This is a genomic window from Paenibacillus sp. BSR1-1 (assembly GCF_030403775.1).
Lineage (GTDB): Bacteria > Bacillota > Bacilli > Bacillales > Cytobacillaceae > Neobacillus.
Map to the genome: position 1 here is coordinate 405759 of NZ_JAQMWQ010000003.1, position 13496 is coordinate 419254.

Consider the following 13496-nt stretch of genomic DNA (forward strand, 5'->3'; position numbering starts at 1 on the left):
AGGGGGAAATGTAAATATTAAGTTATTTTACTCTACTTCTTATTCCAGGATTACAGCCGTTTAAACGTGCTCAATCACCATCGCGATCCCTTGGCCCCCGCCGATGCATAAGCTTACGACAGCAAACCGTCCATTCCGTCTTCTCAATTCATAAGCCCCAGACAATAAAATTCTTGCCCCGCTTGCGCCAACAGGGTGCCCTATGGCAATCGCTCCGCCGTTCACATTGGTTTTGTTCCGATCGAGGCCGAGCGCTTTTTCCACTGCTAAATATTGAGCGGCGAATGCCTCATTTACTTCAAAAAGGTCGATGTCATCAATCGTTAATTTTGCTTTGATAAGCGCCTGTTTAATGGCTGGAACAGGTCCGATGCCCATGATGGTCGGATCTACTCCGGAGACGGCCCAAGATACAATGCGGGCAATCGGTTTTAGATTGTTTTTTTGTACAGATTCTTTCCCTGCAACGACCAGTGATGCCGCTCCGTCATTGATTCCTGAGGCATTCCCGGCAGTGACAGTGCCATCCTTTTTAAACGAAGGCTTGAGCTTGGATAAGGCTTCTAAGTTCGCATCAGGCTTGATATGTTCATCTTCTCGGATAAGCAGGCTGCCTTTTCTTGTTTTGACTTCGACCCCGACAATTTCTTCTTCAAAGGCATGAACGGCTCTGGCAGCTCTTTGGTTTGATTCTACAGTGAACGCATCTTGTTCTTCCCTTGAGATTTCATACATTTCAGCAAGCTTTTCCGCCGTTAGGCCCATTCCACAGCCTGTGTATTGGTCTGTTAATGTTGCTAACAGCATATCCTCGAATGCTAAATTCCCCATTTTCGCACCGCCGAAGCGTTGAGTGAAATTGGCATAAGGAGATTGCGACATATTTTCCGTTCCGCCTGCGAGGACGACGTTAGCATCCCCAACTAAAATATGCTGGGCAGCCGAAACGACAGCTTGAAGTCCTGAGCCGCATAACCGGTTCAACGTTAGGGCTGGCACTTCCTGGGGGACACCGCTTGTTAGGCCAATGTGCCTCGAGATGTAGGCCGCATTTTTTTCTGTGTGAATAACGTTTCCGTAAATGACATGGTCGATTTGTGCTGGGTCGACCTTCGAGCGGCGGAGCGCTTCTACAGCACTTGCTTTTCCGAGCTCCGTTGCACCTGTTTGTGCGAAAGAACCGCCAAACTTTGTAAAAGCTGTTCTTGCTCCATCAATCAAATATACTTCTGACATTTTCATTCACTCCTTTTTTTAGTTAGCATTCTAGTAAAAAATAAGCAAAAATTCTGGTAAGCTATTAAACCAATATAATTTGAATTGGCCGGCTTTAATCTCTTGGAATGACCGGCAATAAAATATGCGATGGATATCTTTCACTATGAAAGACTCGTTGTTCTGCGGATTTTAATTCTTTACTGTTTTTACCTGATTCACCCGTATTGGTATTGCGGTCAAATCGAGGGAAATTGCTGCTTGAAATCTCAACTCTTAACTGATGTCCTTTTTTAAATAGATTACTGGTTGCCAATAGGTCGATTTCATAAAGATATACTTCGTTTGGTGTTAGAAGTGATGGCGGCTGATTTTTGTCCCTGTTTTTGGCACGGATTATGCCGTCTACAATGTTATAGGCCTTGCCATTAGGGTGAACATCTACTAGCTTTGCTGTAAAGTCAGTATCAACAGCAGAACTTGATGCGTATAAAATCACCTTCACTGGTCCAGTAACTTCTAGATCCTCCTCTAAAACCTCACTCGTGTAGACCAAAACATCTTCCCTTGTTTCAAGGAATTGCTGGTCGATTGGTCCGCGCGGATAATTCATCGGCATTAAATGGTTGCCGCCAAGTGTCGGCACCGGATTTTCCGGATCATAGATATAACGATCGAAACTCTCCTCCTGCGGCCGTTTGAGGGTTAAAGCTCCATCTCCAGCTTTCGTATTAGCTTTCCCATTACTGTTGAAATAGAAAGGTGTATACACGGTTCGTTGTAATGGCCACTCCTGCTCATTCCTCCATTTATTTTCGCCCATCACAAAAATTTTCACAGGTGCCTCTTCCTCAATCCCATTTTCCATTCCTTTTAACCAACGATCAAACCATTTAATCTGCAGGCTCGTTAAATCTATTTTATAATCCAGCATCAGGCTGGAAGCACTTAAACCAAAATTCAGATCCCCGACTGTAGGGGAAAAACCTGCATGGGCCCATGGTCCAATCATCAATTTTGTATTCTTTTTGTGTTTCAATTTTTCGAAGTGTTCGAGGTCTTGACCTAATAATAGATCATACCAGCCTGCAATACCGAATACAGGAACATTCAGCTTTTCTGATTTTTCTTGGACACTAATTTCCAAGTGGTATTCATCTTTCGTATCATGCTCCAAAATATCGTGAAAAAAGGAGGCAAAACCGTCTCCAAGTTTGAGCCATTCGCTGTCTTGAATAGGCAATTGATTAAATCCAGCCTCATCAATATGGTCGATGGAATGAACAAGTGTCATAAATTCTTTGATGAAGTCCTCTTTCCCTTGCTTTGCCTTGATGACAGCGTTAGGACCAATCGTTGCTAATGTCCATGAAATGATTAGTCCAAGTTCCAGCGCACCTCCCCGGTACATAAACACATCGGTTCCCCAGGTGATTGGAAAGATTGCTTTCAAATGCGGCGGCTGCATGACGGCAGCCTGAAATTGTGTCATTCCCTTGTATGACAAGCCGTACATCCCTACATTTCCATCTGAGTAAGGTAAGGAGGCTGCCCATTCTACTGAATCGTAGCCATCGTTATATTCATTTTTATAAATATAAAAAGGGTCCCCTTCGGAATCAAAGCGTCCACGTACATCCTGAATAATGACGACATAACCTTGATGGGCTGCCGCAATGGGATCCAGGACCATTGTGGTTAAAGGGAGGAATGTTCGATTGTAGGGCGTCCGCTGCAGGAGAACAGGATATTTTCCTTCTCCTTCAGGGCGAAACACATCTGCATACAAGGTGGTGCCATCTCTCATAACAGCAGGGACATTTTTTTCATGAATAATTTTACTCATAAAAACCTCCTTATTTTTTTAAAAGTGGTGATTCAGACAGGTTTACCGCTTACCAGGGTATTTGTGTCTGCATTATGGCTTATTCGGACAGCTTTGGCTCAATCTTAGGGCATTCGTGTCTAAATCCTTAGCCTGTTCGAATTTAAGGTTTTATTAATGCCGTTGCTGGTTCAATATACGTTTGGAAATTTATTTCATAGGCTCTGCAAGCTTGTAACACAAGCTTATCCGCAAACCGGTTTCCAGCGACTTGCAATCCTGCCGGAAGTCCAGACTTTGTCAGTCCGACTGGCAATGAAGCCGCAGGATGTCCTGTAAGGTTATAGATTTGGGTCAGCATCCAGCCTGTAGCTGGATTCACACTTTTCCCATTAATCATGGATGGTCCTTGGATGTGATGTTCAAAGGCGGTTACAGCATTGGTTGGGGAAAGTAATAGATCGTATTTGTTCAAGATTTCTTGAATTTTTTTCCAGACAATGGTGCGTTTTAGTTCAAGAGTTTTATAGTCTATGGCGCTAAATTTCCTGCCTATTTCAATCATCTTTGCCATTCCTTCAGAAAAGCTTTCAGGGTTCTGATCAAAAAGCCCGCCATATCCTGAGGCAAATTTGACACACCACATTCCTGAAAATGTGCGAACGAGATCTTTTAAACCTATACCGAAATCGATTTCCACCTCTTCCACATGAGCGCCAAGCTCTGTAAAATTCTGAACTGCTTTATCAATGACTTGGGCCACATCTTCAGAAACTTCATATAATCCAAAATTCCGTGTATAGGCAATTTTTAACCCTTTCATGTCTACCTTAAGATCTGTGAAATCTTCTTTTATTACTGGAAACGAACTAGGATGGCTGGGATCAAATCCTTGCATGACAGAGAATAACAAGGCCGCATCTTCAACCGTCCTTGCCATTGGCCCATTATGTAGGTACGGATGTTCAGACCCATAGAAATTACTGCGATCCCCATCATTTGGAACAACACCATATGTTGGCTTGAAGCCAAAAATCCCCGTAAACGCCGCCGGTATCCTAATGGAACCGCCCCCGTCACTTCCTTCCGCAAATGGAGCTAGTTTAGCGGCAACCGCTGCAGCAGAACCCCCGCTTGATCCCCCAGGAGTTAACTGATCATCCCACGGATTTTTCGTCACACCAAACAAAGGGTTGTCTGTAGTTCCTTTATGGCCAAATTCCGGCGTATTTGTTTTCCCTAAGACAATGGCTCCGGCCGCTTTTACTCTTTGTAAAAAAATAGGATCATAGTCTGGCACATAGTCTTTAAAAAGCGGTGAGCCATATGTGGTTAACATCCCTTTTGTCGGGGTTAAGTCTTTAATGGCAATGGGGATCCCGTGAAGTTTACCCTGCGTCTCCCCCTTCATGAGGGACTCTTCCGCTTTTTTTGCTTCTTCAATGGCTTGTTCATTGACTGTTACAAAAGCATTCCATTTTGAGTTATGTTTGTCGATTCGGTCTAAAAAAGCGCTTACAACTTCTACCGGAGATAGTTTCTTTTCTTTGATTAATGTTCCTAATTCGGTTGCTGTGAGATCGGTTACTGACAAGATTTCCACCCTCTTAAACAATTTAGATGTAAAATGGACCTCCACCTTAATTTTTATTATACATGAAAGGAAAATTATGTGAATTAAATTGCATTTATATTCTGAATATTCGCTAGATGAAAAAACAATTCCTTTATTAAAGAAAATAATAGGAATTGTTTTTTCATCATTTAGTTTTCCTCTAAATAATCAATAGCAAGTGCCATAAAATAGCGAATAGATTCAATAAACTTATCAATCTCCACATACTCATTTGGCTGATGAGCGAGTGTTGGCTTTCCAGGACCAAAGATGATGGCAGGGACCTGTAAATGCGGGCAATAAACCGATGCGTCGGTATAATAGTTAACACCTGAAGGTTTTAACTCCAGGTCTAGATAGTTTTTCCCAGTTGCGATTGCCAGCTGAACAAAATCATCAGATTCATTGGTACCCACTGATTCCATACTATTAATAACCGTTAGTTCATACGTAGCCTCTGATTTGGCTGCAACCGTTTTGATCAAATTCTCAATGTCTTTTAATATACGTTCATTATTTTGTCCTGGAACAGTTCGAATATCTAGCGTCATCTTACATTGATCAGGCACCACATTGGTTTTTACTCCGCCTTCAATCGTTCCAATATTCATCGTTGGATGGCCCAATACTAGATGCGGTGCGTATTCAAATTGATAGGTTTTCAAACTATTGATAAATTCATTCATCGTTAAAATCGCATTAATCCCCTGGTCGGGCATGGAACCATGTGCGGTTTTTCCGTAGGTGGTTATTTCCAGCCATAAACAGCCTTTATGTGCGTGAAAAATTTGGTTTTCACTAGGTTCCGATACAACTAATGCTGTTGCTTTGTCAATTTGCCCCTTTTCGACTACTTTTTTTGCACCGAAGCCATCAACCTCTTCTCCCGCTGTTCCAACAAACTGAAGCTTCCCTTTAAGTTTCACTCCTGCTTGCTCTAGATACTTCATAGCAAGGACCATGGCGGCTACTCCGCCCTTCATGTCAGTTGTACCTCGGCCATATACTTTGTTGCCCGCTACTTCGCCAGAAAACGGGTCATGTTCCCACTCGATCTTCCCAAGAGGCACAGTATCGAAATGACCGCTGTAAACTAAATATTTTTCATCCGTGGTCCCACTTGGGTAGGTAACAAATAGATTCGCTCGGTTGTTCCCGAGATCATCTAATTCAACTTGTAGATTGCTAGACTTTAAATAAGCTTGTATTACCTCAGCGACCCTTTTTTCATTTCCTTGTGGATTCACACTATCCACTTGAATCAGTGACTGTAAAAATTGAATAGATTCCTTTTCGTTAATAACATCAAAAATAGCTGTTTGCAAAATAGACATAACAATATTACCTCCCTTTAATCAAAGATACTGCATGTCTCAACAGGCAGTATCCAAATTAATCAAGCATTACTTTGAATGGCTGCCAAGCCATTTTTCAAGAATTCCATTTAACTTTCCGGTCATCGCTAAGGAAACATGTCCTGCATCGACAAGCAAGTAGGTTTTATCTTTACTTGACACTAAATCCATTAATGGTTTGCTCTGGCCCTCAGGGATGAGGTTATCGTTTTTCGAGCTGACAACGAGCAGATTGGCCTTAATATTCGCTAAATCCACTTTTTGGCCATGAATCGTAAACTCACCTTTTACCAGTTTGTTTTCTTTAAAAAGATCGATCGTTAATTGCCGGAAAGCACCGCCTGTTAAGGGAACATGTCCTTTTGTCCATGTGTTCATCCGACGCCACTTTTCCACAAAACGCTTGTCAGTAGCACGGGTTAAAAGTGTAACATAGGGACTATTGTAGATGGGAGAGGTTGCGGACCTGAACATCCCCTCTACGTAAGAAGGTGGAATAACCCCAATTACATCGATTATACGGTCTAGATTGAACACACCTTCCTTTAGTCCTTCCTCCCATTGATCCGGCAGTGCCGCAACACTAAAATCAATTGGAACGGTGGCAACAATCAAATTCCGAATTGGTTCTTCGGCAATCGCTGCATACATGGCTGCGAAGGTTCCGCCAAGGCAATATCCAATAACAGAAACTTCCTCCGCACCAGAATGCCTTAGAGCACGTTGAACCGCTTTTTTAATATATTCAGCAATATAATCTTCAATATTAATATCCTTATCTTCGTCACCAGCAATGCCCCAGTCTAGTAAATAGACATCATAGCCCATGTTGACAAGGCCTTCCATGACACTGGCCCCGGGGGCAAAATCAAGAATAGTAGGCTTGTTAAATAAGGAATAAACAATAAAAACAGGTATATCATATTTTTTCTTTACAGCAGCATAATGCCATAAGGTTGCTTTATTTTTTTTCCAAATTGATTTTCTGGGTGTATGATTGGTGCTAGGCTCTGGGCCATTCACAGTATTAACGAATTCCCGCCAGCGTTCTACTTCTTTTTCAATATCAATAATAGTTGATGCCAACCTGACTCTCCTCCTAGCATTTACTTAGTTAAAACTAATTCCCGTTCGTGTTTTTGGGTGCTTTCTGACATCAGTAATTTAAGACTGACAATCTCTTCTTTTAAACTATTCATTACGGCTAGATCCCTTTTTATCTCTTGAAGCTCGCTATAGATTTCTCTAACTGTTTCCGATTCTTTTTTCTGTTCTGTTTTCAGCTGTTTCATTTGCTTCAGCATCTCACTAGCGATTTTTGCAATACTACTGTTTTCATTTTTGGAAGCTTCGATGGAATCCTGTAAATTCCAAATCAGCTCCTCTAGAGCATCAAGCTTTTCTTCAGTTTGGATCGTTAGTTTGGCTGCATTGGTTATATCTTTTTTTGTCGGTAGATTTAACAGATTGGCTGCTTCCTGTTGATTTTTTTGAAGCAGCTCTAGAAAACGCGCCTGGATATCTGAGCTAATGGAAGCGATTTTGACTGCTTCACGATTGTTTGTCCAGGATTGAATCATCTCATTTGTTTGTTTTTCCCATTGGTGCATATAGGTTTGCCACGTTTTATATGGATCAAATGTATGTTGGTCTGCCAATGTCTTTCCCCCTGCGCGACTTTTTAAGTTGAAATTTTTTTGAAAGGCTTTGTTATACTTAGTTGTTGATTTATGCTCCAGGCGCTTCGCTTTCCGCGGGCGTGCCGGGGAGCCTCCTCGGCGCTTAGGCGCCTCCGGGGTCTCCCCTGCCCCGTACTCCCGCAGGACATTGAATTGCTTCCTCGAATCCGCCCACGCACGAAGGAAATGCGATAGCATTTTCGAGGAGTCTTCGCGCCTTCCGCTCCAATCAACAGTGTTAAAAATCAACAATGCCCTTTATTGAAAAGAGTTTAACTAACGGATTTCGCATTGTCGATTGTGTTGGCGGAATCCTTTGTTACTTTCTTTTCCTTTAGAATGATTGAACAAACTGCCGCTACTGCTGAAACAATTGCGAAAAAGATGAATACTCGGCTGAAATTCTGTGTTCCATTTGCCCCAACAGTAACTAAATAACCAGCAATTAGCGGAGATATAAAGGAACCTAATTGACCAATTCCATTTGCTAATCCTGTCGCGCTTCCGACAATTTCTTTTGGATAACGCTTTGGTAAATAAGCATAAATAGAGCCAAAGTTTAAGTTTACAAAGAATCCAACCAGCAATAAGAGTGTAAGTAAAAGTCCTGTATTTCCTTTTTCTACTGAACCAAGCATCCATAGAACAGGAATACTTCCGATATAACCGATTAACGCAACCGGCTTCATCCGATGAACCACATTATCCATCAGCCAGCCGCCAAGCATCATAGCAAAGAACGCAACGATATAGGGAGCAGAGGCGAAAAAGCCCATTTCCTTAATATTCAACCCGTGCTGTGTAACCAGGAATGATGTTAACCACGTAGAAGTTCCCCAATAAACGGCTAACTGACAAAATAGACATAATGTAAAAACATAAAAATTAACATCTTTTAGGAAAACGCCATAGGCTTTTCTTTTCTCTTCCTTCGACAGCTTCTTAGGAGCCACGTTTGCTTCTTCAATATCTTGATCCTTACTCAATTTTCCTTTTTCAATCATTTCTTTTGGAGAATCTGCTATAAATTTCCATAATAAAAAGATTCCGATTGCCCCAGGGACCGCGAGTACATAGAACACTGGTCTCCAAGCACCGCCAAAAAAGTAAACGGAAATACTAGTGACAATAACAGGAACGATGGCAGGAGCTACTGCCCAGGAGGTGGCGAAAAAGGAAACCGCTCTACCTCTTTCTTTAAAGGGAAACCAGTTATTGATCGCACGAATGGCAGGAGCAAAATGATGACCTTCGCCAAGCCCTAAACCAATTCGTAGAGCAATAAACTGAGCAAAGTTTTTGACCACACCTGTTACAGCTGTAACGAAAGTGAACACGACAATGGCAATATACATTACCCGTTTCGAGCCAATTTTATCGGCAAGGAAACCGGCGCTGATTTGAGCTGCTGCATAGGCAAAGAAAAAGACAGAAGCCAGCTGGCCTACCTCAACCGGTGTTAAATGTAAATCCTTTTGAATGAATGGTAAAAACGTTAAGACGGCCATCCGGTCAAAATAGTTAATAATATAGACCAACCAAAGTATGACAAGAACCCAATACCGATATCCCCAAGCTTTTTTCATAATCGCTGACATGTTCCTCTTCCTTTCGTTCGAAAAAATGATTTATTTGGTCTGAAGGTTCCTTAATAAGTTCTTTAAGACCTTTCCACCCGGATTTCTAGGCAGCTCTGAAACAAATTCGATTAGTTTAGGAACCTTATAATTTGCTAGTATCTCGGCCACAAAATCTTTTATTTCTTTCTCCTCAAGGATTTCCCCTTCCTTCGGGACAATCACGGCTTTGACAACTTCTCCAAAAAGTTCATCTGGAACGCCAACCACGGCCGCTTCCAATACCTTCGGATGATTATAAAGGACATTCTCTACCTCGATGGAGAATATTTTTTCACCGCCGCGGTTAATTAAATCCTTTTTACGGTCGACAATATACACAAAACTTTCTTTGTCAATTTTGGCCATATCACCTGAGCGCCAATAGCCATTTAAAAAGGAAGCATGGTTGGCAGTTTCATTGTTCCAATATCCTTCAACGATCATCGGGCCCTTAATTAGTAATTCGCCCACTTCACCAGGTGCACATGGCTCATCCTCTTCGTTGACAACCATCATTTCTCCAACCGGTACGGGCAACCCGACCGAACTCGTTTTTTCTTCGTTATAAAGTCTAGGCATGATGGTAGCCGGTGAAGAAGTTTCCGTCGCACCATACGCATTTTGCAAATACGCATTCGGAAAATACTTTTTCAACTTATAAATCGTTTCCGAGGACATAGGAGCGCCACCGTATGCAATACAATTTACGTTTGGATAACTGTATAATGAAAAATTCGGATGGGACATCATCATGATGTAAATGGTTGGAACGTTAAATAAAAAGGAAACTTTTTCCTCGGCGGTTAACTGAATGAATTCTTCTGTTTGGTATCTCCTCATAATAACGGATGTCCCGCCCACTCTTACCATGTGAAAAAGTTGGCCAATTAAGCCTGTTACATGGAAAAGCGGAACAGCTATTAACGTTTTTGCTTTATGATTGGTGTGTAACACCAATTCATAATTCATCGAGCTGTGGATGGCCCCCAAATGACTGCCCACTGCGCCCTTGGGAAGTCCGGTTGTTCCTGAGGTATACATAATAAATAACGGATCATCCTCCGACACCTCAACATCCTCGACAGTGGTGGTCTGTTCTAAAATTTCATATGGCAGATAGTCTTTTCGTTTCGGGATTTGATTGCCAACCAAGAAGAAATATTGAACACCTTGAATAGAATCCTCATCTCTCATGCCTTCAACCTTTTGTAAGAATTCATCATCAACAAACAAAATTTTGCTGCCCGATTGTTCAAGCATAAAGGTAAGTTCTTTTTCTTTTAATCTTGTGTTAAGCGGCACCACAATAGCTCCTAATTTGGCACATGCGAAGACAAGCAGGCTAAATTCGATGCTGTTCCCTAATAAAAGAGCGATTCGGTCTCCTTTTTTCACACCCATTGATTTTTGTAAATGTCCGGCAATCTTTTCCACACGATCCTTCATCACTTTATAGGTTAGCCGTCTTCCATCCATGACAAGAGCTTCTTGGTCTGAATAATTTTGCACAGACTCTTCAAGCATCGAGAAGAGATTTTTGGGACGATTTTGGAACACCTTTACTTCACGGTTAAAGTGGATCTCTTTAACGATATTCATATTAAACCTCCTAAATCAAAAGCATTATCGTGCTGTGTAGCCACCATCAACATGCAATACCTGGCCAGTTACATATTTTGAAGTATCAGAAGCCAAGAATACGACTGGTCCTACAAGGTCGGAAGTTTCTCCGATACGTTTAATCATGGTAGAACTAATGATTTTTTCCGATCTTTCGGGATCAGATAGCCACTCCTTCGTCATCGGAGTGATGATATAACCGGGTCCAATGGAGTTAACTGTAATGTTATGGGGAGCTAATTCCTCTGCCCAAACCTTTGTTAATTGGTTTATGCCTCCTTTACTGGCCGCATAGGATGTTTGAAACTGCATGCCGATTGTTCCAAGAATCGAGGAGATGTTAATGATTTTTCCATAGTTTTGTTTAATCATCTGCTTCGCGCACGCTTGCCCTACTAGAAAAAGTCCTTTGAGATTTACATTAAAAACAGTATCCCAATCACTTTCTTCTACTTCTACCAGCGGTTTGCGTATATTCATTCCGGCATTGTTGACTAAAATATCAAGCGAGCCAAATTGCCCCACAATTTGATGGACCAATTGTTCAACCTGGTCTTTTTTTGTCACATCACAAGGAATATAAGCAGCATCAATATTCTTTTCCTTTAGTTGTGAAACAGCGATTTCCCCTTCGGCTGCTCCACGGCTGGAAATGACCAGTGTTGCACCATAATGCCCCAACGCCTCTGCCATTCCATAACCAATGCCTTTACTTCCGCCTGTGACGAGAGCCACTTTTCCTTTGAGATCAAACGTTGGTATGTTCATACCCTTTTACACCTTCCGATCTTTGCTTATGCAATTTTTGAAATACAGAAAAATGATTTCATATATTCTATTTGCAAAAATCGTGCCAATTTTCAATAAAAATAGAAAATATATAATTTTTCGACATTTTTATACAAAATTAGTGAAAATTTTCATATTTCCTACTACTAATAAGATAAAAACTTCTATTCATACAAAAGAAAAAAGCCAGCGAATGACTGCCGGCTTGTTAAAAACTTGATTCCTTTTTTCATCACATGGTTAAACCCAGCTTTTGCATTTTTTTTACGAGAGCTGATTGGCTGATACCTAATGCCTCCGCAGCACGGCGGGTTGTCTTCGATACATCCATTTGCTCCTTAATGATTTTCCTTTCCACAATTGCCAGGGTTTCTTTCAGCTTTCCGCCTTCAGATTTTTTAGAATCCCTGCTTGGTAGCATATAGGGAGGTAAATCCTTTATGTTTATTTCATCTTGATCTGTCGTCACAGCCAGTCTTTCGATAAAATTTTCAAGTTCTCTTATATTCCCAGGCCAGCGATAATCTTCAAGGTATTGAAGGATTTCAGGATGAAACCGTTTATTTAAAACCGTCTTTTTATTGGTTTTGTTTAAAAAGTAGTAGGCAAGAGGAACAATGTCAACTTTCCTTTCCCTTAAAGGAGGAACCCTGATCGGAACAATGTTGAGCCGGTAATAAAGGTCCCTTCTAAAGTCATTTTTAGCGACCATTTCCTCCAGATTCATATGTGTGGCTGAAATGACCCGGACATCAATTTTGATGCTTTTTGTGCCGCCGACACGCATGATTTCAAATTCTTGAAGGACGCGTAATAGCTTTACCTGAAGATCGATAGGCATGTCTCCAATCTCGTCCAAAAAAATCGTTCCCTCATTGGCCAGCTCAAATAAACCTTTCTTTCCCTGAATGTTGGCCCCTGTAAAGGCTCCTTTTTCGTAGCCAAACAATTCAGATTCCAGCAAATGACTTGGGATCGCGCCACAATTTACTTTAATTAATGGTTTGGCTGCGCGATCGCTTTCCTGGTGCAAGTAATTGACAATCACTTCTTTCCCGACACCGGATTCACCTAAAATAAGAACCCCGGAATCCACCTTTGCCACCTTTCTGGCAAGATGGAAAACCCTCATGATTTCCTGGCTTTGCGCGACAATTCCATCAAGATGCATATGTATTAATTCTCTTTTTCGTAATTCTTCTATTTCATTCATATAGGTTTCGGTCATTTTTTTGGATTGATAAAGTTCCGTTTTTATCGCGTTTAATTCCGAAATATCTCTTACGTTTGTTACAACGTATATGATTTCACCATTCCAATCAAATACAGGACTTCCAGTAACCAATAGTTCCTTCCCTCTCACCGATTGTATGATCGTTTGGGGTGTTTTTTTTTCTAACACTTTTACGGTGACTGATTCAGACACGATCCCCTCTTTTACAACGGTCTTCATGCTTTTCCCCAGCAATTCTTCACTTCTTACACCCGTAGTTCTGGAATACGCCGCATTGACCATTATGCCAACACCATGTTTATCTGCCACGTAAATACCATCATAACTGGACTGAAAAATCGATACTAAAATGTTTTCAATATCGTTCTTTGTAACACTATCAAGTTTCGTGATCTCTGATAAGAAAAAATCAGCATTTGGATGCCCCGTTTTCATTTCATGGTCCCCCTGATGGAATAGTTAATTGAATTCGTAATAGTTGATTACATTTAGAATCGAAATTTAGTGTTGATTCGAATTGGAATCGGGTTTTATTAATAATTCTC

General features: G+C 41.3%; 10 protein-coding genes. All 10 read right to left on the bottom strand.

The genetic code is table 11. The annotated features are described in order from the left end of the window. Window positions 1–60: 60 nt before the first annotated feature. A complete protein-coding gene (locus PH210_RS07680) occupies window positions 61–1236 on the bottom strand; it encodes an acetyl-CoA C-acetyltransferase (RefSeq protein ID WP_289984375.1) in 1176 nt (391 codons plus the stop codon). A gap of 94 nt (window positions 1237–1330) precedes the next feature. Beyond that, window positions 1331–3061, bottom strand: a complete 1731-nt coding sequence (locus tag PH210_RS07685; protein WP_289984376.1) for a CocE/NonD family hydrolase — start codon at window positions 3059–3061, stop codon at window positions 1331–1333. 142 nt (window positions 3062–3203) lie between these two features. After that, window positions 3204–4634 (bottom strand): amidase, encoded by a 1431-nt coding sequence (locus tag PH210_RS07690; RefSeq protein ID WP_289984377.1) that lies wholly within the window; start codon window positions 4632–4634, stop codon window positions 3204–3206. A 170-nt stretch (window positions 4635–4804) separates the two neighbouring features. After that, window positions 4805–5989, bottom strand: a complete 1185-nt coding sequence (locus tag PH210_RS07695) for a M20 family metallopeptidase (protein ID WP_289984378.1) — start codon at window positions 5987–5989, stop codon at window positions 4805–4807. Between the two features lie 69 nt (window positions 5990–6058). After that, complete coding sequence (locus PH210_RS07700) at window positions 6059–7096, bottom strand: alpha/beta fold hydrolase (RefSeq protein ID WP_289984379.1); 1038 nt, start codon at window positions 7094–7096, stop codon at window positions 6059–6061. A 20-nt stretch (window positions 7097–7116) separates the two neighbouring features. Then, window positions 7117–7668 (bottom strand): polyhydroxyalkanoate biosynthesis repressor PhaR, encoded by a 552-nt coding sequence (locus PH210_RS07705; protein ID WP_289984380.1) that lies wholly within the window; start codon window positions 7666–7668, stop codon window positions 7117–7119. Window positions 7669–7961: 293 nt separating this feature from the next. Further along, window positions 7962–9287 (bottom strand): MFS transporter, encoded by a 1326-nt coding sequence (locus PH210_RS07710; RefSeq protein ID WP_289984382.1) that lies wholly within the window; start codon window positions 9285–9287, stop codon window positions 7962–7964. 30 nt (window positions 9288–9317) lie between these two features. Continuing rightward, window positions 9318–10907, bottom strand: coding sequence for a class I adenylate-forming enzyme family protein (locus PH210_RS07715; protein WP_289984383.1), 1590 nt, complete (start codon window positions 10905–10907; stop codon window positions 9318–9320). 24 nt (window positions 10908–10931) lie between these two features. After that, complete coding sequence (locus PH210_RS07720; protein WP_289984384.1) at window positions 10932–11696, bottom strand: SDR family NAD(P)-dependent oxidoreductase; 765 nt, start codon at window positions 11694–11696, stop codon at window positions 10932–10934. A gap of 253 nt (window positions 11697–11949) precedes the next feature. Then, on the bottom strand, window positions 11950–13386 hold the full coding sequence (locus PH210_RS07725) for a sigma-54 interaction domain-containing protein (protein WP_289984385.1): 1437 nt from the start codon (window positions 13384–13386) through the stop codon (window positions 11950–11952). Window positions 13387–13496 lie beyond the last annotated feature (110 nt).